Source organism: Facklamia hominis CCUG 36813, from assembly GCF_000301035.1.
In the GTDB taxonomy this organism is placed as follows: Bacteria; Bacillota; Bacilli; order Lactobacillales; family Aerococcaceae; genus Facklamia; species Facklamia hominis.
In genome coordinates this window covers 1,544,067-1,562,634 of sequence record NZ_JH932292.1, presented here as the reverse complement: position 1 = coordinate 1,562,634, position 18,568 = coordinate 1,544,067, and the positions used below count along the sequence as shown (strand labels likewise).

17 protein-coding genes are annotated in these 18,568 nt (G+C 34.5%); 10 read left to right on the top strand and 7 right to left on the bottom strand.

Translation table 11 applies throughout. The features are described from left to right. Nucleotides 1-254: 254 nt before the first annotated feature. The 6 genes from HMPREF9706_RS07310 to HMPREF9706_RS07285 all read left to right on the top strand — a co-directional run bounded on the left by HMPREF9706_RS07310 (nucleotide 255) and on the right by HMPREF9706_RS07285 (nucleotide 7,025). Nucleotides 255-2,009: an oligopeptide ABC transporter substrate-binding protein gene (locus tag HMPREF9706_RS07310; protein ID WP_006908729.1), complete on the top strand. Its 1,755-nt coding sequence runs from the start codon at nucleotides 255-257 to the stop codon at nucleotides 2,007-2,009. Nucleotides 2,010-2,577: 568 nt separating this feature from the next. Next, nucleotides 2,578-3,456, top strand: coding sequence for a transporter substrate-binding domain-containing protein (locus HMPREF9706_RS07305; protein WP_006908728.1), 879 nt, complete (start codon nucleotides 2,578-2,580; stop codon nucleotides 3,454-3,456). A 65-nt stretch (nucleotides 3,457-3,521) separates the two neighbouring features. After that, entirely contained in the window at nucleotides 3,522-4,253 is a 732-nt protein-coding gene (locus HMPREF9706_RS07300; RefSeq protein ID WP_006908727.1) for an amino acid ABC transporter permease, read from the top strand. A gap of 5 nt (nucleotides 4,254-4,258) precedes the next feature. Continuing rightward, on the top strand, nucleotides 4,259-5,005 hold the full coding sequence (locus tag HMPREF9706_RS07295; RefSeq protein ID WP_006908726.1) for an amino acid ABC transporter ATP-binding protein: 747 nt from the start codon (nucleotides 4,259-4,261) through the stop codon (nucleotides 5,003-5,005). Between the two features lie 9 nt (nucleotides 5,006-5,014). Beyond that, nucleotides 5,015-6,013 (top strand): sulfurtransferase, encoded by a 999-nt coding sequence (locus HMPREF9706_RS07290; RefSeq protein WP_006908725.1) that lies wholly within the window; start codon nucleotides 5,015-5,017, stop codon nucleotides 6,011-6,013. 10 nt (nucleotides 6,014-6,023) lie between these two features. After that, nucleotides 6,024-7,025, top strand: a complete 1,002-nt coding sequence (locus HMPREF9706_RS07285) for a sulfurtransferase (protein ID WP_006908724.1) — start codon at nucleotides 6,024-6,026, stop codon at nucleotides 7,023-7,025. A 674-nt stretch (nucleotides 7,026-7,699) separates the two neighbouring features. Here the strand turns inward: HMPREF9706_RS07285 and HMPREF9706_RS07280 are convergent. The 7 genes from HMPREF9706_RS07280 to HMPREF9706_RS09095 form a co-directional block, all read right to left on the bottom strand. Beyond that, the gene (locus HMPREF9706_RS07280; RefSeq protein ID WP_006908723.1) at nucleotides 7,700-8,389 is read right to left on the bottom strand and encodes a response regulator transcription factor; all 690 of its coding nucleotides are present in this window, start codon (nucleotides 8,387-8,389) and stop codon (nucleotides 7,700-7,702) included. Beyond that, complete coding sequence (locus HMPREF9706_RS07275) at nucleotides 8,382-9,782, bottom strand: histidine kinase (protein ID WP_006908722.1); 1,401 nt, start codon at nucleotides 9,780-9,782, stop codon at nucleotides 8,382-8,384. The genes HMPREF9706_RS07280 and HMPREF9706_RS07275 overlap by 8 nt, the downstream gene beginning before the upstream one ends. 54 nt (nucleotides 9,783-9,836) lie before the next feature. Then, complete coding sequence (locus tag HMPREF9706_RS07270; protein WP_006908721.1) at nucleotides 9,837-11,276, bottom strand: alanine/glycine:cation symporter family protein; 1,440 nt, start codon at nucleotides 11,274-11,276, stop codon at nucleotides 9,837-9,839. A 6-nt stretch (nucleotides 11,277-11,282) separates the two neighbouring features. Continuing rightward, nucleotides 11,283-12,041, bottom strand: a complete 759-nt coding sequence (locus HMPREF9706_RS07265) for an alpha/beta hydrolase (protein ID WP_006908720.1) — start codon at nucleotides 12,039-12,041, stop codon at nucleotides 11,283-11,285. A gap of 15 nt (nucleotides 12,042-12,056) precedes the next feature. Beyond that, nucleotides 12,057-13,325 (bottom strand): serine hydroxymethyltransferase, encoded by a 1,269-nt coding sequence (locus HMPREF9706_RS07260; protein WP_006908719.1) that lies wholly within the window; start codon nucleotides 13,323-13,325, stop codon nucleotides 12,057-12,059. Between the two features lie 308 nt (nucleotides 13,326-13,633). After that, nucleotides 13,634-14,065 carry an OsmC family protein gene (locus HMPREF9706_RS07255; protein ID WP_006908718.1) on the bottom strand — a complete coding sequence of 144 codons (432 nt, stop codon included), beginning with the start codon at nucleotides 14,063-14,065 and terminating at the stop codon, nucleotides 13,634-13,636. Nucleotides 14,066-14,087: 22 nt separating this feature from the next. Next, a complete protein-coding gene (locus tag HMPREF9706_RS09095; protein WP_155949077.1) occupies nucleotides 14,088-14,243 on the bottom strand; it encodes a hypothetical protein in 156 nt (51 codons plus the stop codon). Nucleotides 14,244-14,491: 248 nt separating this feature from the next. Here HMPREF9706_RS09095 and HMPREF9706_RS07250 point away from each other — a divergent pair, with 248 nt between their 5' ends. The 4 genes from HMPREF9706_RS07250 to HMPREF9706_RS07235 are packed head-to-tail and all read left to right on the top strand — an operon-like array spanning nucleotide 14,492 to nucleotide 18,398. Further along, a complete protein-coding gene (locus tag HMPREF9706_RS07250; RefSeq protein WP_231285862.1) occupies nucleotides 14,492-15,460 on the top strand; it encodes a methionine ABC transporter ATP-binding protein in 969 nt (322 codons plus the stop codon). A gap of 11 nt (nucleotides 15,461-15,471) precedes the next feature. Further along, the gene (locus HMPREF9706_RS07245) at nucleotides 15,472-16,128 is read left to right on the top strand and encodes a methionine ABC transporter permease (protein ID WP_006908716.1); all 657 of its coding nucleotides are present in this window, start codon (nucleotides 15,472-15,474) and stop codon (nucleotides 16,126-16,128) included. 14 nt (nucleotides 16,129-16,142) lie between these two features. Beyond that, nucleotides 16,143-17,009, top strand: a complete 867-nt coding sequence (locus tag HMPREF9706_RS07240; RefSeq protein ID WP_006908715.1) for a MetQ/NlpA family ABC transporter substrate-binding protein — start codon at nucleotides 16,143-16,145, stop codon at nucleotides 17,007-17,009. A gap of 51 nt (nucleotides 17,010-17,060) precedes the next feature. Continuing rightward, complete coding sequence (locus HMPREF9706_RS07235) at nucleotides 17,061-18,398, top strand: rhodanese-like domain-containing protein (protein ID WP_006908714.1); 1,338 nt, start codon at nucleotides 17,061-17,063, stop codon at nucleotides 18,396-18,398. The last annotated feature ends 170 nt before the right edge of the window (nucleotides 18,399-18,568 follow it).

Sequence of the window (18,568 nt, the reverse complement as noted above, 5' to 3'; positions counted from 1 at the left end):
TGGGTGGTCCTACATAAGGTGAGGCAGGTGGCAATCATGGAGGTAAGAGCAAAGGAGCATGCTTATTTTCAACTATTTTTCAATGAATGGATCGTGTTCAGTTGAATAAAACATCTGCTTTTTTGGCAGCTCATATATTAGATTAATCAATAAATTCTATCTATATATTATCTTTAATATTATGATAAAACTCTTACCCAAATGAGAAAACGCCTATGCCATAATGGAAATACGATCATGAAAGGAGTCTTTAAATGAATAAATTTAAAAAAGCAATGATCCTATTGGCAAGTAGTGTTTTATTGGCTTCAACAGCACCCGCAACGCTTAAAGCCGAAGAAGATCTCAAGACCTATCCGGAAACCGTTCAAAACGAAGGCGAAGCGATCAAGGGTGGCACCTTAAAAGTGGCACTCGGTGGCGATTCTTTTGCCGGTGTCTTGAACAGTCTTTATTATATGACGGGTCCCGACTATAACTTGATCCGCTATATGAATCCGGGCCTTTATGGCAGTGATGAGAACTCAGTTATCGATGAATCTGGCTTTGCCAAGGTGGATATTGATTATGACAACAAACAAGTGACCATCACCATCCCACAAGACCAAAAATGGGATGACGGCGAACCGATCACCATTGATGATGTCATGCTTCCTTATTATATTGTCGGTCACCCTGATTATACCGGCCCTCGCTATGGCGAAAATGTCGAATTAGTGGAAGGCATGGCTGACTATCACGCTGGCAAGACGGAGGAAATCTCAGGCCTTGAACGGGTCGACGACCATACGCTAACCATTCACTATACCGGCCTCAACCCATCCGTGAATATTGAAAGCTCCATTATCCTTAACTACATGGAACCTTCTCACCTCTTAAAGGATGTCCCAGTTGCTGAATTGGAAGACAACGAATACGTTCGTCAACATCCAGTCGGCTTTGGTCCCTTCAAATTCGATTCCATGGTTCCAGGTGAATCCGTCACTTATGTGGCTAACCCTTATTACTACAAAGGTCAACCCAAGATAGACAAACTCGTTGTCCAAACTGTCGGTAGTGATAAGATTGTTGCCGAAATGAAAGCCGGCCACTTTGATATCGCTGCTTTACCGACCAAGGCTTTTGACGAATATAAGGACGCCGATAACTTCGACTTACTCGGTTCCATGAGTAATATCTATTCCTTCATTGGCTTTAAGATGGGAACATGGGATGACGAAAAGAATGAAGTGAACTATGACCCAGACCGGATCGTCTCCAATAAGGCAATCCGTCAAGCCATGGCCTACGCTTTAGACTTTGAATCCATCTCTAAAGAATTCTATGATGGCTTAAGAAAGCCTGCCAATTCCCATATCCCACCGGTCTATACCGATGTTTATAATCCAGATCAAGCCGGTTACCACTATGATCCAGAAAAAGCCAAAGAAATCTTAGACCAAGCAGGCTTCAAGGATGTTGATGGTGATGGCCTTGTTGAAGATCCAAACGGTCAACCGATGACTATTCATTTTGCAGGGTTAGCTGGAGGCGACAATGCTGAGACCTTGGTTCAATATTACCTGCAAAGCTGGCGCGAAATCGGGCTTAATGTTGAATTAGTCGATGGCAAGCTCTTGGAATTCAATAGCTATAACGAACGCGTGGAAAGCGATGACCCAGCGATCGATGTCTTTGAAGGTACTTGGGGACTCCTAGCCGATGCAGATCAAAGCTTTATCTATGCTCGCAACTCGATCATGAATGACTACCGTTGGGCAACGGATGAACACGATGCCATCCTCGACCAGATCCACTCCGAAGAAACCTTGGATCCCGAATTCCGCAAACAAGCCTACCTAGACTGGCAAGCCTATATGATCGAAGAAGTTCCAACCATTCCGACGCTTTACTCCTACACACTGACTGCTGTCAATAAGCGAGTTAGCGAATACGGAGTTGGCAATGACTATGATATTCCATGGGAAAAAATTGAATTATTAGCTGACGAACCGATCGTTAACGAATAAACACTCAACCAAAGAGGGCTAATGGAAATCTATCTTCCATTAGCCCTCTCTATATGCCTATAAAAGTAGGAACGCCCTGGGTGAAGCGTACAAATTCCTTATCAAAAAAGCATTCCTATCCGACTACCCTATTCTAAATCTAGCGATATTGCAAACCCTCAACAGCATTTTAAAGGTATTTTAGGAAAAAGTCGAGTCTGCTTGCCGTCATTGTGTGGCTTGATTTGGTTTATGACGAGCGGAGTGATTGCTTGAAAGCTATGAGGGGGAATTTGGGGGATTTTAAAAGAGATATGTCGGAAAATAAAGGACTTTAGATACTGGAAAATTATCGTTCTATATTAGTTATCTCAAATATCGAGCCAATCCATATTCGTTTGGACTCGATAATAATTCTTGCTAAATTTTAATAACCCTTATCCTAATAATTATCTTCACTAATCACTACTTTCTTTAAATATATTTAAAAAACAGATAAATCTATGTTAATTATCTAATATACCAATTTGTCTTTTTCTGTTTCCAATGTGATACTAATGATATAAAACACATCTATGGAGGTTCTAACATGAAAAAACTTTTTAAATCTCTAGTTTCTCTTGCTTTACTCGCAACCACATTTAATCCCGTAAGTGCTTTTGCTGGTACCCCAGTAAAAATTGCTACAACAGGTGATAACAAACCTTACACTTATGTTGATGAATCAGATAAATTAACTGGTTATGATATTGAATTAGCCCGTGCAGTTTTTGAAAAATTAGAAGACTACGATATTGATTTCGAAGTAACCGCTTTTGATAGCTTATTTACTGGGCTTTCGTCAGGCGTATATCAAATGGGTGCAAGTATGTTAAGTTATAATGACGAACGAAGCGAAAACTACTACTACTCACGTCCAATTAACGAATCTCCTTATTATTTTGTCTACCGTAAAGGTGACGAAAAAATCACAAGCTTAGCACAATTCGCTGAAAAGAAAATGGTCTTTTATGGACTACCTGGGATCTCTGCTTCGATTATGATGGAAAATTGGAACGCTTCTCAAGATGATGATAAAAAAGTTGAAATCTATTATATCGATGGTTCTGGTGGCCAAACTTTCTTAGGTGCTCTCGAAAATGGAACGATTGACTTTACCGTCTTTGAAGCTCAATTATTAAAGAACTTTAGAGAGTCTAACGATAAAGTAGATGATTTAGTTGATTACACCTTAATCGATGACAAAGTGCTTGAAGGGTTACCTCAAGAAAAAATTGATGAGTTTGTAGGTAACGCTCAAACTTATTTCGTCTTCCCTAAGACAGAAGAAGGTAAAAAATTACGCGATGCCGTTGATGAAATTTTACTAGAATTCTATAAAGATGGTACTATGGAAAAATTACAAAAAGATATTCTTAATGAAAATCAACTTCCAAAACCTGAGAATATGGAAAAACAAACAAACTAACAACAAGTTAATAGTAGATACTATAAAAGGTGCCCCAACGGGGCACCTTTATTTAGGAGGATATAATGAATAGTTTTTTTGATATACGTGCGGTATTTGAACAAATGCCCTTATTACTAGAGTATTTAGGCAATACGTTAATATTAGCATTGCTTTCAATGTTGGTTGGTATACTGCTTGGATTTGTCATTGCGATTATTCGTCAAAGAAAGATCCCTATTTTAAATGCTCTTTCTATTTTTTATGTGTCATTTGTTCGAGGAACTCCTATCATCATTCAACTCTATATTGCTTATTTTGGAATTCCCATCTTTTTTAGGTATTTAAACTTTAAATTCGGTCTCAACTTACAATTAGAATCTATTCCAAAAATGTTCTATGCTGTAACCGCTCTAGGTATTAATCAATCTGCTTATTTATCTGAAAGTTTTAGGTCTGCCCTTTTATCAGTTGATAAAGGAACGATCGAAGCTGGGCTTACAATTGGCATGAACCGACGACAAATTGCCCAAAGAATTATTATTCCTGAAGCGATGACCGTCGCCTTGCCAAACATCGGTAATTCATTTATAAGCTTATTAAAAGGAACCTCTTTAGCCTTTTCAAGTGGAGTCGTTGAAATGACAGCTGCTGCAAAATTAGTTGGCGGAAGAACTTACCGGTTTATCGAGGCATATGTTGCTTTAGCCATCATCTATTGGCTATTAACCATTATTTTAGAAGTGCTTTTTTCATTTTTAGAGCGAAAAACAGCAATTCCTGTTGAAGCACCAGAGCTAGTAAATTCCCAGAGGTGATAAAAATGATAAAAGTTGAAAATTTAACAAAACGTTTTGGAAATAATACCATCCTCGATAACATCTCCTTCGAGGTAAAAAGTGGAGAAATTATTGGTATTATTGGATCTTCCGGATCTGGTAAATCCACCCTTTTACGTTGCTTAAACTTGTTAGAGAAACCTCAAAGCGGATTGCTAACCATCGATGGAGAAACATTTGATTTAGCTAATCTAAATTCAAAAGAAACACTTCGACTCCGAAAAAAAATGTCTATGGTTTTTCAGAACTTTAATTTATTTAATAAAAAAAATACCTTACAAAACGTTACAGAAGGACTTTTAACTGTCCAAAAACTTTCAAAAGAAGAGGCTAATCAAAAAGCATTGCATTACCTAACACAAGTGGGTATGGCTAATTATTTAAATCATTACCCTGTACATTTATCAGGCGGACAAAAACAGCGCGTTGCCATTGCACGAGCCCTAGCACTTACCCCTGAAATAATTCTATTTGATGAACCAACTTCGGCTTTAGACCCTGAATTAGTTAATGAAGTTTTAAAAATTATAAAAGCTATAAGTGAGTCCCATGAATTCACTGTATTTCTTGTCTCACATGAAATGAACTTTATTAAATCAATTTCTGATCGAGTCATGTTTATTAATGAGGGTAAAATTCTAGACTTCGATCATCCAGATGTCATATTTAACCACTCCAAACACCAAAGAATTAGAGACTTCTTAGCTAAAATGGAAAATTTTAACGAATAGGAGATACATATGCGAACCAAGCCTTGGAAAATAGCTGTTGATAATAACCCAAATCCTAATGATATATATATCACCCCAAGACTCGCCAAAGAATTAATGGATACCGATCCAACTGTCGTTGTGTTGGACTTTCCTTTCAATGAATCTGTTCAAAATATAAACGGCCAAAAATATATCTCAAGAGTAGACAATCGGTTTAACCGCCTTTACAAAGATGCACATATTCCTAATTCAGTAAAGGCCTGTGTTTTTGACTTTGAGGAACGTGATACAGGCAATATTAAAGATGCTGAGAAGATTAAAGAATTTCTCTTATCAAAGGGGATTAACTGTGATACACACTTGATTGTTTATTCTGATCTAGTTATTGTTGCAGCCTATGCTGCATTTATCGCTTATTGGGTTGGTGTAAAGCAAGTTCGCATTATTGATGGGGGTATTCAATGTTGGAATGATCATAATTACCCTCTAACAAGAGTTGAATCAATTACAGAACCAGTCAATAATTTTGGAACCAACGTTCCTGCAAGGCCTGAAATTTTATTACTGAGACCTGAGGATGTCTACGTTGAACAGATGCTAGATTCCAATTATCTTTGTGCCTCAATTCGATCTTGGGATGAATTCATAGGCAAAGAAACTGGTTATTCATTTGTAACCTATAAAGGCGAACCTGCCCATTCGGTTTTTACTCGTGCTAGTGATAAAAGTACTGATATTGCATTTTTAACAAATGATAAAGAGGAAATTCTAGTAGATCCCGCTATCCTCGAAGAATGGGCATCATGGGGAGTGACACCTTCCAAACATGTTAGTTTTCATTGCGGTGGCGGCTACCGAGCTGCAGCTGTCTATTTTATTACCTTACAATTGGGTTGGAAACACACTTGTGTTTATCAAGGTGGATCTGGCCAATGGAATAAGTATCATTTAAACAATCCAAAGGAATACCCCATACAAAAGGGAGATCCTCTAACTCAAAGTTCTGTTCTCATTGATTATATTTAGGAGGTAACATATGTTAAAATACGGTAAATCACTTGCAAAAGATCAAAATGTAACCAAAGAAGACTTTTTTATTACTGCACAATGGCTTAATAATCACCTAAAAGATCCTAATTCAGATATAGTTGTGCTAGACTTCTCTTACAACAATTCTATTCAAAACGAAGCGGCTAGAGAGAAATTATCACAAACAGATCCATCTCATCCTTTTCACCGAATATATGAGCAAAAACATGTTCCCACAGCTTTACCCATCTATATCAATGAAGTAGAAGACAAATCAACTTTTAATATTAAATCAGCTGAAGAAATTAAGAAGGCCCTCGAAAATAAGGGTATTTCAAATGATACAACGGTCATTGTTTATTCCGATGATCAATGTATTGCAGCTTATATCGCCTTTATAGTTTATTGGATTGGTATCGATAATATAAAATTCTTAGATGGTGGATTAAAAGGTTGGGAAGATGCTGGATATTCCTTTGAAAGTGGAACTAACCAACCTACTCTTACTGGTAAAATTACATTCGATGTTCCTAAACGTCCAAATATACTTTTAAAAACACCCGATGACTTATTAAAAGCTAAAGACGATAACCCTGAACTAATTATTGCCTCAGTTAGAAATTGGCAAGAATACATAAATCAAATTAGCGGTTATTCCTATATGACAACGAGCAACAATAAGGAAATTGCTGGAGCTGTATATGCAAAATCAAGTTTCAATAATGATTGTGCTTATTTTGTTAATAATGAGTTTGTATGCGAATCAAAAGAAGCAATGGACTCCTGGAATCAATGGGGAATTACTCCAGAGAAAGATATCGTATTTTACTGTGGTGGAGGATATCGAGCTGCTCTTGTTTACTTTATTGCTAAAACACTAGGTTTTAAAAAGGTTAAAATGTTCCAAGGGGGATCTTTCCAATGGAATAAGTATCATCAGAAAAATCCATCCAAATACCCTGTTCAAGTAGGCAATCCGAGAACGAAAGAATTTAGGATTATTAATTAATCTGAATCGCTGTCAATTTAAATCAAATTGCTTATAACCTTAATATTCAAAATTAACTAAAACCTAACAAAAACCCGCTCTAGTCGCTGGCTGCGAATAAGGCGGGTTTGATTGACTATTCTTTTAGAACAAAAATTTCGCTAGGGTATGCCCACTTAGACGATAATAAGGATCTCTCCTAGGACAAAGAGGCTGGTGTATCGATAGACATTCTTGGCCGTCACAAAGTCCTTCTGGCAAAATTACTGCCGCATAGGGTAACGCACTCAGTGACTGCCGCAAAGTCAATCATAGCGTAGGTCATCAAGATCACAATTGGGATCACGTTTGCCCCCGAAATTACGGAATAAGTAAAACCCCAAGCACGATGGGTGCTTGGGGTGATATATAAGATGACCAATCTCTTTTAATGTTTTAACTAAGTAATAGTAAATAAATCAGAAGGAAGAGTAGTAAATTTATTTGTCATTAACTCTAGTAAATGAGCCCATTGCAATTTCCCTATCCTCTTTTGTCCATCCCATACACAATCTCAGTTAATTCTCTTTTTAAGTCTTCAGTAAAACTACCCTGTCTGATGTTGACCCAAACTCTTTCTTTTGATCAAGCATTTCATTACACACACTCCTTTATGCCCTTAATTATGAGTACACATGGAAGGATGTTTGTGCTACTTAACTTTTATGTTCTCTTCTATACTTTGTAGGTGTATGATTTGTCTGCTTATTAAAATGTTTAAAAAAAACTTCTGGAGAATTATACCCAACCTTGTAACTAATTTCCTTAACGCTATCATTGGTATCGATTAATAACTTTTTTCCTTCATTAATTCTAATCATTGATAAATAATTCATAATAGTCATTCCAGTATGCTTTTTAAACAGTCTTGACAAATTACTAGGCTGCATGTAAAAGTGTTCTGCTAATTTTGAAACCGAAAAATCTCTTTCATTATATTTATGCTTCATAAGGTATATGATCTCGTTAACAATGGAATTACCAGAATCCTCAGAACCAAACAATCTCTGTATCATTTCCGTTAACTTTCTTCTATCAATAGGCTTTAATAGAATATCTTTTGCACCAAGTCTTAAAGCTTCCTGAGCATAAGAGAATTTGTCATATGCTGTTACTACAACGTAAGTATTATCAGGATAGTTTCTCATAACATCAAGTCCTGAAGCAAAAGGCATTCTAATATCTATAAAGATCAATTCTACTTTGTTGTTTTTTAAATACTCTATCGCTGATTTCCCATCTGAGATATAATTCGTAATTTTAATGGGTAAGTTTTCAATTTTAATAATCTTATCAATTATTTCAAAGACAGATCTTTCGTCATCAATTACTATGGCATTAATCATCTTTTACTCCTTTTGGAAATACAATACTTACACCTGTTATGTCATTGTCAGAAAAAACATTCATGGTAAAGTGATTAGAAAAGTTAATTTTAAACTTTTGGTACACTAAAGAGAGTCCTTTATCATCTAAGTTAGTAAGGCCTTCATTGATCAATTTTAGGGAGCTCATATCTATTGATTTTCCATTATTTACTACTTGTAAATTAATATTGTCTTTTTTATATTCCTTGATCGCTATCAATATTTTTTTCTTACCATTATAATTGATGAACCCATGGGAAAAGGCATTCTCTATAATTGGTTGAATACAATTTATAGGAATCCTCTCGTTAAGAAGCTTGTTATCAATCTGATACTGTACTTCTAAATTGTTTTCATACCGGTATTTTTGCAATTGTATATATGTTTTTAGATATTCAAGCTCTTGATAAATAGGAATTAAGTCGTTTGAATTATCTGACGTGTACCTTACCATATCAGAAAATAAAATGATAATATCATAAAGCATCAAGTTTTTCTGACTAAGTGCTAAATTCGCAATATAATTCAAGGTATTAAACATAAAGTGATAGTTTACTTTCATACTGGAACTTTTTTCTTTTTCCAGATCTAATTGATGTTCAATTTGTTTGATTTCTATTTTATTTTCTTGTAATTCATCCATTTTTTTCATAAGTTCTTTATTAATCGAATACCTCGAAATTAAAGAAGAGATGCTTTCCGATAGGCTAATAAAATAATTTTGAATACTTTTTTTAGTTGATTCTGGTATATTATCATAATCAATATCCAAATGGTTGAAGATAATATAACCACAGTTTTTATCAACCACTGATATAGGAAATACTATATAACTTGGTTTTTTTATTGTTTTCTGATTAACTAAATCATCTTCATCTAAACATATTTCTGAATAATCAAGATCATAATAGTCACTATAGTTGCTATAAACGATCGAATTATTATTGTCCACAACATAAAAGTTTAATGACAACTCTTTGTCAAAATTTATTAAAATTTGATCAGTCGCATATTTTAAAAGACTAAAATCATCTGATTTCTTTAAGAAAGACGGTTCCATTTCCTTCTTTTCGATAATCCTAGGAACAGATATGACTAAGTCAACCAGCTCTTCATCACTCTCATTTAAAGTAGCATGTTGAGAATTAAACGGAAAATGTAAATAATCGCCTGCTTTTAATCGAAAAGATTCCCCGTTACGTTCATAAACTCCCCTACCTTTTAGAACAAAAAGAAATTGTTCATTTTCATAATGCACATGTGGTTTTTGATAAGTATGTGGGAAAATTTTTGAAATTCCTATATTAATATTATAATTTAATTCCTCAATCCATCTAACTTCTCCCCAATAAAACTCTTGTATGTTGTCCATAATAACTCCTAAAAAGTCTTCCCGAAAAATAACGGGAAGACTATGTTTTCTTAATTAGTTCCAAATATTTTTATCTGTTTTAATATTAAGGCTCTCAGGATCAAATGTCGGAGATAAAACTCCTTCTGATTTCTTAGAACAATAATCATTTACAGTTTTAACACCCTGACTACCAACGAATATCAACGCTATAACATTGGTCCAAGCCATTAAACCATTACCAATATCAGCCAAAGCCCAAATAGTATCTGATACTACCAGTGTACCACCAAATACAGATACTAAAAACATAATCTTAAGGATCAAAAATGCAATTTTATTGTCACCTACTATATAAGAAAGGCTACTTTCAGCATATAGATAAAAAGCAGTTAATGCAACAAAAGCGAAAATTAAGACCGCTAGGGCTACGAAAATATTCCCAAAATTGGGGATTGGGATTGTTGATTGAATAGCATTAGCGACAAATGGATTTCCATATGCTACTCCTTTAAGTCCTTCATAAACTATATCTCCACTAGCATTAACAACATTATAACTATCGGTTATTAATATCATTAAAGTTGTTGTTGTACAGACAAATAAAGTTCCAATATAAACACTTAACCCTCCCAAAAGGCCTTGTTGAGCTGGATGGGTTACTTGAGAGGTTGCTGAAGTAATTGCAGAGGTCCCAATACCAATTTCATTAGCGTGGACACCACGACGAATCCCCCATTGTAGCGCACTACCAAGCATAGCCCCAAAAATAGCATCTCTTCCAAAGGCAGATTTGAATATTAATGCCAATACAGCAGGAAGCTTAGTAATATTAAATGCTATGATGATGATTGACATTAATACGAATAGCAAACCGGCAATAGGCGATAATTTTTGACTCGTCCTCCCCATACGTTTTAAACCACCAAATATTACAATGCCTAGTATTATAGTGAAAATTATAGCTAAGACTAATGTAGGTATGTTAAATGCCTCATTTAATCCTTGAACAATGTAAAAAGATTGAACTCCAGACATTAAGAAAGTTAGCGAAATTGTTGTAATTAAAGAATATGTAATTGCGAAAAACTTCCCTAAGTTTTTATTTTTAAAACCTTCTGCCATATAATTAGCTGGCCCACTCTTATATTCATTGTTAATTACTTTTTTATACGTTTGTCCTAAAGTACCTTCTAAAATTGCAATACTCGATCCAAAAATTGCTAAAATCCAAAGCCAAAATATTGCACCCGGTCCTCCAAAGTATATCCCAGTTGCCATTCCGGCTATATTACCTACACCAACTGTCCGTGCTGCGGTAAAAATAAAAGTTTGGAAGGGAGATAACCCTTGTTCAGACTCTCCACGTTCCTTCAATAGCCTAAACATTTCTTTTAATTGTGTAAACTGCGGGAACCTCATAACAATCGAATAGTAGATACTCACCCCTAAAATTAAGAATATAAGTGGCATATCCCATAAAGTTCCAGCAATTTTATTTAGAATATCAGCCATAATTATTTATTCCTTTCTCATATCTTCTAAGTATTCAATCGAAGTTTCAAAAAGCTCTTTTTGGTATTCAACATTATCGTAAGTATGTCCAGCCCCTTCCACATAATATAACTTAGAATTTTTCGCATAATGATTATAAAACCATCCATTTATCGGTAGTACATCAGCATCTTCCGATCCATGAACTATTCGAACAGGTATATCAATTTCTTTAATTATATCCAGCGGTCGAATATTAATTATATTTTCAAAAAATTCTTTACCTACCTCATCACCATCAATTGAAGTATCATGACCTTCCAACCCCTGTTTAAATCTTTCAACACCTAAGATATGGTAAAAATTCCATAAAGGATTTGAAACCGGAGACCATAAAATAAGACCGTCACAATCTATCTTATTACTTAGTAAGGTAGAGGTTGTTCCTCCCATACTATAGCCATGGAGAAATAACTTTTCCCATGATATTTCTGATTTGAGAACCTGCAAAACAGCAAGGTAGTCCTGAACTTGCCCTTCAATAGTCATATAATGATGGTCCCCTTCGCTATCTCCTGACCCCACACAGTCCGTTCTACACACTGTGTAACCTAGATCAACGAGTTTTTGTTGAAACTTTGGTAGCATCCTATGAGGAGTTATTTTGTGCCCTACAAACCCATGACAGAAGAAAACCAAAGAATGATTATCTACTTCTTGATTTGGCGTTTGGACTACTGTAAGGAGCTTCTTGCCACGGCTATCAACGATATATGATTTTAACAATGTAAACCCTCCTATCTATTTTACATTTAAATATTTAAAATCTTCCTCAGAATATAATGGAAATTCTGAAGATAGCTTATTAACCCTTTCCTTTAAATTATTTAGAATATCTGAGTTATTTATATTCTCAGCTGCTAAATTAATTATCTCAGCAATTTCTTTCATTTGCTCCTCTTTCATTCCTCTTTGAGTTGTTGCGGTAGTACCAATTCTTATACCACTAGTTTCGTTTGGTCCAAGAGGATCACCAGGAATTTGATTTTTATTCACCGTTAAGCCAATTTTATTTAGCGTTTCATCTAGATCATGACCTGTGATATTTTTTTCTCTTAAGTCTACTAATAGTAAGTGAGTATCGGTTCCTCCAGAAACTAATCTAAAGCCAAAGTTCTCAAGTTCATTACCTAAACATTTTGCATTAAGCAATACCTGCTCCATGGTTTTCTTGAATTCCTCTGACGCACAATGTCTGAATAACCAACACTTAGCAGCCATTGTTGTCAAATGCATAGATCCGAGACATCCAGGAAATACACCTTTATCCAATTTCTTGGCGAATTCCTTTTTACACATTACTAATCCAGCCCTCGGACCGGCAATCGTTTTTGTAGTTGATGCTGTTACAAAATCTGCATAGGGGACCGGAGAAGGAATAACTTTTGCTGCTATCAGACCAATTATATGAGCAGCGTCAACCATAAGATAAGCATTGTTTGCTTTAGCAATATCAGAAATACGCTTATAATCAATTAACCTTGGATAAGCTGACCCACCGGCAATGATTAATTTGGGTTTATATTCATGTGCCATTTCTTCCAAAATATCATAATCAATTTGTTCTGTATCCATACTGATTGGGTAATGTACAAAATTGTAAAAATTATGAATAAAGTTAGCTTTAGAACCGTGCGAGAGATGCCCACCCTGATCTAGTTTCATGGATAGGATAGTATCGTCTTTTTCTAAAACCGTTGAATACACACAATAATTAGCAGTCGAGCCTGAGTATGGCTGAATATTAATGTGCTCACAGCCAAAAAGTTGCTTTGCACGATTAATCGCTTCTATTTCAAGCTTGTCTGCATTTTCGCTACCTTGTTGATACCGCTTACCAGGATAGCCTTCTAGAGTTTTATTTGTGAATATTGAACCTGACAGCTCCATAATTTCAATTGGAACAGTACTTTCTGATGCGATCATTTCAATGTTCTTTTCTTGTCTATGTAGTTCGGCTTCTACAATTGAGTATAACTCAGGATCAGAAATTTTAGTTTTTTCTAGCATGGTTTACCTCCTATATTTTGACTTTAACAGATTTTCTAACTACTTTAATTCTATTTTAATATGAAACTGCATTCAATAGTTGAAAATATCCATTATATGATTAAAATTATCATAATTCTATAGGATCTAATTAACACCTTTATATGTGAAATATGATCATCAATAGATATATAAATATTAAGAGTCTAAAAAATAGGGTTAATGGAAGAAATTTTATCTTCCGTCAACCCTATTTACGTAAAACCCAAAATTATTCAATTAGATTTTTATTTGAAACTGAAGACCATACCGTCCTCTAACAAAGAACATTACTCTCTTTCATTTTTTATAACCAATTCACCATTAATGTAAGTTGAAAGAATCGGATTAAGCTTAGTCAAATGGTTAACTACCGGGCAATCGCTAAAGAAACGAACCATCTCATTAATATGTTCTGAAGGAAACGTCTCAGGAATATCGATTCTTATTTGATACTCTGGATTAGGATCTCTTCGAGTATCCGAAACAATGGGGACCAGTTCCATTTCTATCTCACTATAATCTAACTGATGTTCCTTACAATATTTTGCAAGATTGACTCCTTGGCAAGCAATAATCGAGGAAAGAAACACCTCCCAAGGACTAATCGCAACATTGTATCCACCGCGTTCCACTGGATAATCAGTGATCAATCGATGTTCTCCAACATGAATATCACACACTAAATTTGATGGATATTTTAACGTAATCTTTTTGTCCATGTATCTCACCTCAAGTAATTAGTTATTTTTCAAAAAACATTTCAGTAAGTTGTGATTCTAAACCATCTAAACTAGGTAGCATGACTTGTCCGGCATAGGAATCCCTAAGAATACGTTCAATTTCATTTTCATTATTGTATGAACGTCCCCGCTGATTATCCTTCCAATCCTTATACAACATCCTATTTAGAATTATATCTTAACAGCATCAATATTAAGTACAGTCAATTTATAATATTCCCTAATAAATATTATCTTATTATATGATGCCAGTGTTAAATATAATCATTAATAAATTATGGGTATTTATTAAATTTACTAATAAGTCTAGCCCTAATATCTTTTTATGCTAGAATGACATTGATATACAAACAACTTTCTCTGATTTATTATAGTAATAATATAGAGTTTGAAATGGTGATAAAGATGATAACTATTAGGCATCTAGAAAAATATTATGGCTCGAACCATGTCCTAAAAGATATTAACCTATCGATTCCTACTGGGAGTATATTTGGAATACTTGGTAAAAGTGGTAGTGGAAAATCAACACTATTGCGATGTATTAATGGTTTAGAAAAAATTAATAGTGGTTCAATAATTATTGACGACTCAGAAATTTCAACAATGTCTCCTAGTCTGCTAAGATTAACTCGGAAAAACATTGGCATGATCTTTCAGAATTTCTCGCTGATCGACCGAATTTCTGTCGCAGAAAATATTGCGTTACCAATGAAAGTTTGGGGATATGATAAATCAACCATCAATAATAAAATTGATGATCTACTTGATCTAGTAAACTTAAAGGATAAAAAGCATGTAAGAGCAAGAGACCTTTCTGGAGGGCAAATGCAAAGAGTAGCTATTGCTCGTGCTCTATCAACTGATCCAGATATAATTTTAAGTGACGAATCAACGTCTTCACTCGATCCCAACAGCACTGATTCAATTATTTCCTTATTAAAAGGTATTAATGAACGTTATAAAAAAACAATCATTGTTGTGACTCATGAAATGGAAGTTGTCAAATCTCTATGCGATTATGTAGCCGTTATCGAAAAAAGTGAAATAAAAGATGTTGGTTCTTCCGAAGAAATATTTTTTAATCAACCACAAAGTTTAAAAAATTTAATAGGAAAAACTAAATCCTATAGCAGCAGTCCTTCAAAAACAATTTTTCATGTAAAATATCTTGCACACGTGCACTCAAGCCAATTGATTACCCAACTGTTTCGAGAATTGACAATAAATATAGATTTAATTGATTATTATTCAGATAATTTAAAAAATACCCAAATCAATCACTTTATAATTTCAGTATCTAAAAACGATGAACTTACCTTAAAACAGTATTTAATCAGTAAGTCGGTCCGGTTTGAATTATTAAATGACTGAGGTGAATCTAGATGGATCAGATTATACCCCTCTGGAGCAAACTTATTGGCCCTGCTACTTTAGAAACAATTACGATCGTTAGCTTTACTGCTCTCATCGGTTGTACAATTGGTTTTCTTTTAGCTATGCTCTTAATTCTATGGGGTCCAAATGGCTTAACTTATAACAAAAAACTTTATAATTTATTTAATACAATTTTGAATCTTATTCGCTCAATGCCCCTATTGATTTTAATTATCGCTCTAATCCCCGTAACACGAGCAGTAATTGGGAGCATCATTGGAATGAAAGCTACCATATTCACTCTATCGATTGCTTGTTCAGCATTTACAGCAAAAATGTTTGAAGGAAACTTTCTAAGCGTCAATAAGCAAGTCATCGAGGCAGCTAGATCATACGGGGCTACAGATCTTCAGATATTTTTTAAGGTGATTGTCAGACAATGTTTACCGCAATTAATTAATTCTGTAACATTGACGGTAATTACTTATATTGCTGGATCAACAATCGCTTCTTCGATAGGAGGTGGAGGATTAGGAGCTGTTGCAATTACTTATGGTTACCAGAGTTTTAACCAATTTATCTTATACTATGCAGTCGTTGTCTTGATTATATTGGTGAATATTGTTCAATTCATCGGAGACTTAATCTATAGAAAAGTCAAATAAGAAAGGTGTTTATTATGAAAAGAAAAAATAGTTTTTATGTTGTCTTAATGCTTTTTCTAGGGATTATTACATTGTCAGTTTTTAATTATGGTAATCGTGACCTAGTACTTAATAATTCATCGCAAATTAAACGCTCTGCAAAAAAAGCAGATGAGAAAGAAAAAATTGTTTTGGGTGTCCATGGACTTAATCAAGATATTTTTACTTTTTTAACAGATCAAGTTAACAAAAAAGGAGATATAAAAGTTGAGTTGAAAGTTTTTGATGGCAACAGTCTTCCTGCAGAAGGGTTACAAGCAGGTGATTTAGATGTTATTATTGGTAATCATAAACCATGGATTGAAACCTTCAATAAAGAAAATAACGCAGACTTTGTAATGCTAGATGACCAATTTGCCTACGCTTCTCAATTTGGTATTTATTCAACAAAACATGAAAAAATTGAAGATATCCCAGACGGTGCTCAAATTTTAATTCCTAATGACCCAACCAATATGCAACGTGGTCTACAATTTTTAGAAAAATTAGGATTCCTAACTCTTAATGAACCTAGTGGGGAATTTATCTCACTTCTTGACATTAAAGATAATCCTAAAAACTTTAAATTTACAGAAGTGGAAGTGAGTATGATTGCTGGGGCATATAAAGATGCTGATGCCGCACTAGGAAATACTTCCGTCATGCAAAAAGCAGGAATTGACCCTCAAAGTTACATAGAAGAAGATGGAAAATCTGGTGACTTCCCTATTGGATTAGTTGTCCATGAAAAAGATAAAGATTCAGAATGGGTTAAAATTCTTCTAGAAGAATTAAATTCTGACGAATTTAAAGATAAATTCAATGAAATCTATCAAGGTTCCCAAGTCATTCTAGAAAAATAAAAATTGACCTAGCCCAAAATGGGCTAGGTTTTTTAGAAGGGATTTTACTATATGCCTATGAACTTATATACAGATACAAAACAAATACTACAACTCATTGATAATCCATTCGTTCAGCTTGTAGATACTCGACAGGATAGCTTTTTTAATGGCTATGCTGATGATTTGGGAGTTAAAGGACATATTATTGGAGCTGTTCAATTTCCAATAGAGTGGCTAGATAATATTAATGAAAATAAACTTGAAGCTTTTATTATTAATAAAGGAATTCTTAAAAATAAAGAAATCATTCTTTACGACTCTGACTCTGAGCGATCTATCAAATTTTTTCACATATTAAAAGAAAAACTAAACTTTCCATGTGTTAGCGTTTTTAATAATTTGGATCAGCTGTATAAGGAGAGACCAGATCTATTCTTTCAATTCCCAAACTTCCAATACTTTGTATCTCCTCATTGGTTGAAAAAATTGATGTGTGGAGAAAATGTTGATCAATACAATAATCAAGGCTACCAAATATTCGAAGTCAATAGTTCATTAATTGATACTATGCCTGATGAAGAATTCAATGCCTATGACTTATATTGTCAAAAACACATACCAACTGCTGTCTATTTAAATTTAAATTATCTAGAAGATAAGGATACATTAAATATTACCGATCATAAAACGGTATTAAATTATCTCTCTCAAATAGGTTTAGAAAATCAAAAAACTCATATCCTATACTCTAGAAATCCTTCTGCTGCTGCTCGAGCTGCTTTTATTCTAAAATGGGCAGGAATTGAAGATGTACGCCTATTAAATGGAAGTATAGACGCTTGGGAAAAGCTTGGATTTCCACTGGAACAAAAATCAAATATCTCAAATAAGACCAACATACACGTCTCCAAGAATTACCCAAACGAAACCATGCGAATTGAAGACGGTCGTGATATCTACAATCTACAACTAGAAAATAAAATTAAATTAGTTAGCGTACGCTCCTGGGAGGAACATGTAGGTATTAAAGGTGGTTACGAAAATCTACCAAGTATTTCTAATGAAATGACCGTAGGGGAGCCTTATAATGCAATATGGGGATTCGCAGGATCTAAAATCAAGAAAATGGAAGATTATTACGATCCAGACGGAAGTTATCGCAACCCTCATGAAATTGCTTACTTATGGCGGACACAAGACATAACTCCTGCAGATAGAGTCGCCTTCTATTGCGGAACCGGGTGGAGGGCCTGCTTACCATACTTCTATTCGTTGATTTTAGGTTGGGAAAACACATGTCTATATGATGGGTCCTGGATTGATTGGCAAAAGAAAAAACTACCTCGTTTAGATAAAAAGCAAGTAGAAAATAAAATGCGTCCAGATAATTTGAATGATTATTTGTAACGAATCAATAGAAATAGACCAAACAAAAAGGGTTGATAGAAGTAATCTCTTGTAGTGCCCCCAAAAATCTAACTTCTTGGGGGCACTTCATAATCCTATGAGCCTTTTCAATATCTATTATAAAATATGATAATCGTAAAATATTAATAAAATCCCTAACGGTGCAACAG

Coding starts and splice junctions, on each gene's coding strand:
- HMPREF9706_RS07310 (WP_006908729.1), top strand. CDS start 255: ATGAATAAATTTAAAAAAGCAATGATCCTATTGGCAAGTAGTGTTTTA.
- HMPREF9706_RS07285 (WP_006908724.1), top strand. CDS start 6,024: ATGTTAAAATACGGTAAATCACTTGCAAAAGATCAAAATGTAACCAAA.
- HMPREF9706_RS07245 (WP_006908716.1), top strand. CDS start 15,472: ATGGATCAGATTATACCCCTCTGGAGCAAACTTATTGGCCCTGCTACT.
- HMPREF9706_RS07250 (WP_231285862.1), top strand. CDS start 14,492: ATGATAACTATTAGGCATCTAGAAAAATATTATGGCTCGAACCATGTC.
- HMPREF9706_RS07240 (WP_006908715.1), top strand. CDS start 16,143: ATGAAAAGAAAAAATAGTTTTTATGTTGTCTTAATGCTTTTTCTAGGG.
- HMPREF9706_RS07275 (WP_006908722.1), bottom strand. CDS start 9,782: ATGGACAACATACAAGAGTTTTATTGGGGAGAAGTTAGATGGATTGAG.
- HMPREF9706_RS07255 (WP_006908718.1), bottom strand. CDS start 14,065: ATGGACAAAAAGATTACGTTAAAATATCCATCAAATTTAGTGTGTGAT.
- HMPREF9706_RS07270 (WP_006908721.1), bottom strand. CDS start 11,276: ATGGCTGATATTCTAAATAAAATTGCTGGAACTTTATGGGATATGCCA.
- HMPREF9706_RS07295 (WP_006908726.1), top strand. CDS start 4,259: ATGATAAAAGTTGAAAATTTAACAAAACGTTTTGGAAATAATACCATC.
- HMPREF9706_RS07260 (WP_006908719.1), bottom strand. CDS start 13,325: ATGCTAGAAAAAACTAAAATTTCTGATCCTGAGTTATACTCAATTGTA.
- HMPREF9706_RS07300 (WP_006908727.1), top strand. CDS start 3,522: ATGAATAGTTTTTTTGATATACGTGCGGTATTTGAACAAATGCCCTTA.
- HMPREF9706_RS07280 (WP_006908723.1), bottom strand. CDS start 8,389: ATGATTAATGCCATAGTAATTGATGACGAAAGATCTGTCTTTGAAATA.
- HMPREF9706_RS07290 (WP_006908725.1), top strand. CDS start 5,015: ATGCGAACCAAGCCTTGGAAAATAGCTGTTGATAATAACCCAAATCCT.
- HMPREF9706_RS07305 (WP_006908728.1), top strand. CDS start 2,578: ATGAAAAAACTTTTTAAATCTCTAGTTTCTCTTGCTTTACTCGCAACC.
- HMPREF9706_RS07235 (WP_006908714.1), top strand. CDS start 17,061: ATGCCTATGAACTTATATACAGATACAAAACAAATACTACAACTCATT.